General features: G+C 72.5%; 2 protein-coding genes. Both read left to right on the top strand.

The window, feature by feature from the left end; genetic code table 11:
* The first annotated feature begins 25 nt into the window (after positions 1-25).
* Positions 26-1,489, top strand: a complete 1,464-nt coding sequence (locus J0670_RS36075) for an aldehyde dehydrogenase (protein ID WP_207816928.1) — start codon at positions 26-28, stop codon at positions 1,487-1,489.
* On the top strand, positions 1,482-2,324 hold an 843-nt coding region (locus J0670_RS36070; protein ID WP_207816926.1), incomplete at its 3' end, for a 3,4-dihydroxyphenylacetate 2,3-dioxygenase. The genes J0670_RS36075 and J0670_RS36070, both read left to right, overlap by 8 nt.

Here is a 2,324-nt window from a genome sequence, read left to right as displayed (position 1 = left end):
GTCCGAACAGCCCCTCACCGCAGCGGTGACCGCCACCGTCGCCGGCGTCCCCGTGGACACCCGGCACTGGATCGGCGGCCGCCGGGTGGCCTCCGCCGAGACCTTCACCGACCACTCGCCGATCGACGGCGCCCCCCTCGCCGAGGTGGCCCGCGGCGGCGCCGCCGAGGCCGAGGCCGCCGTGGCCGCCGCCAAGGCCGCCTTCCCCGGGTGGGCCGCCACACCGCGCGCCGAGCGCGCCCGGCTGCTCCACGCCATCGCCGACGGCGTGGAGCGGCGCATCGAGGACCTCGCGCAGGTCGAGACCGCCGACAACGGCGCCCTGCTGCGCTCGCACCGCCGCGGGGTGATGCCGCGCGTCGCGCACAACTTCCGCTTCTTCGCCGACTGGCTGCTGACGCTCGACCACGAGGACTTCGAGACGCGCGGCCACGCCAACCACGTCACCTGGGACCCGGCCGGCCCCTGCGTGCTGATCACCCCGTGGAACGCGCCGCTGATGCTGGCCACCTGGAAGGTCGCCCCGGCACTGGCGGCCGGCAACACGGTGGTCCTCAAGCCGGCCGAGTGGTCGCCGCTGACCGCCTCGCTGCTGGCGGACATCGCCGCCGAGGCGGGCCTGCCGGACGGCGTCCTCAACGTGGTTCAGGGCTTCGGAGCCGAAGCGGGCGCCGCCCTGGTCTCCCACCCGGACGTCCGCCGGATCAGCTTCACCGGCTCGGTCCCCACCGCCCGGCGCATCGCCCAGGCCGCCGCCGACAACCTCACCCCGGTCAGCCTGGAGCTGGGCGGCAAGTCCCCGCTGCTGGTCTTCGCCGACGCCGACCTCGACCTGGCCGTCGACCTGGCCGTCGAGCAGTACGACAACGCCGGGCAGGTCTGCCTGGCCGGCACCCGGCTGCTGGTGGAGTCCTCGATCGCCGAGGAGTTCACCCGCCGCTTCGCCGCCAAGGCCGCCGGCCTCACCCAGGGCGACCCGCGCGACGAGGCCACCGACCTCGGCCCCAACATCCACCGGCGCCAGCTCGACAAGATCGACGGCTTCGTCCGCCGCGCCCTCGACGCCGGCGCCCGGGCCGTGGTCGGTACGGGCCCCAACGACGAGCTGGGCGGTCTCTACTACCGCCCGACCCTGCTGACCGACGTGGCGCAGGACAGCGAGATCGTCCAGGAGGAGGTCTTCGGGCCGGTCCTCACCCTCCAGACCTTCGACACCGAGGACGAGGCGGTGGAGCTGGCCAACGGCACCCGCTTCGGCCTCGCCGCCGCCCTGGCCACCGGGGACCGGGACCGCGCCGACCGGGTGACCGCCCAACTGGTGGCCGGCACGGTCTGGGTGAACTGCTTCTTCGTCCGCGACCTCCAGGCGCCGTTCGGCGGCTCCCGCCACTCCGGCATCGGCCGTGAGGGCGGCACCTGGAGCTTCGACTTCTACTGCGACCTCAAGAACACCGTCACCGCTCCGAAGGGATGGCGGGACCATGGGTGAGATCGTCGGCGCGGGACTGCTGGCGCACGTCCCCACCATCGTGCTGCCGGAGGAGACCCGCAAGGAGCTCAACGAGGGCAAGGAACTCACCCTCGTCACCGGCCTGAGTCAGCTCCGCGAGGAGGTGTTCGAGACCCTCGACTACGACACCGTCGTGGTCCTGGACTCGCACTGGGCCACCACGGTGGAGTTCGTCGTCACCGCGCAGGACCGCAGGGCCGGGCTGTTCACCTCCGAGGAACTGCCGCGCGGAATGTGCCGGATGCCGTTCGACTACCCCGGCGACCCCGAACTGGCCCGCAGCATCGCGTCGTTCGCCGAGGAGCACGGCACCTGGATCACCGCGATCGACGACGCCTACCTGCCCGTCTACTACGCCACCATCAACCTGTGGAAGTACCTGGGCGAGGGGCTGCCCGACAAGCGCTGGGTCACCATCGGCGTCTGCCAGACCGGCGACATGGAGGACCACCTGCGCCTGGGCCGGGCACTGGCCGAGGGCATCGCCGCCACCGACCGCAAGGTGCTGCTGATCGCCTCCGGCGCGCTGTCGCACACCTTCTGGCCGCTGCGGGAGCTGCGCGACCACGAGGCCAGCGACCCCTCGCACATCTTCACGCCCCAGGCGCGCGAGGCCGACCTGGAGCGGATCGACTGGTTCAAGCAGGGCCGCCACGACCGGGTGCTGGAGACCATGCCGGAGTTCTGGCGGTACAAGCCCGAGGCCCGGTTCTTCCACTACCTGATGATGATCGGCGCGCTGGGCGAGCAGCGCTGCACCGCACCCGCCCGCCAGTACGGCGAGTACGAGAACTCCATCGGCACCGGCCAGGCC

It is taken from the genome of Streptomyces sp. FH025, assembly GCF_017427025.1.
Classification (GTDB): Bacteria; Actinomycetota; Actinomycetes; order Streptomycetales; family Streptomycetaceae; genus Kitasatospora.
This window is presented reverse-complemented; position numbering and strand designations above follow the sequence as displayed.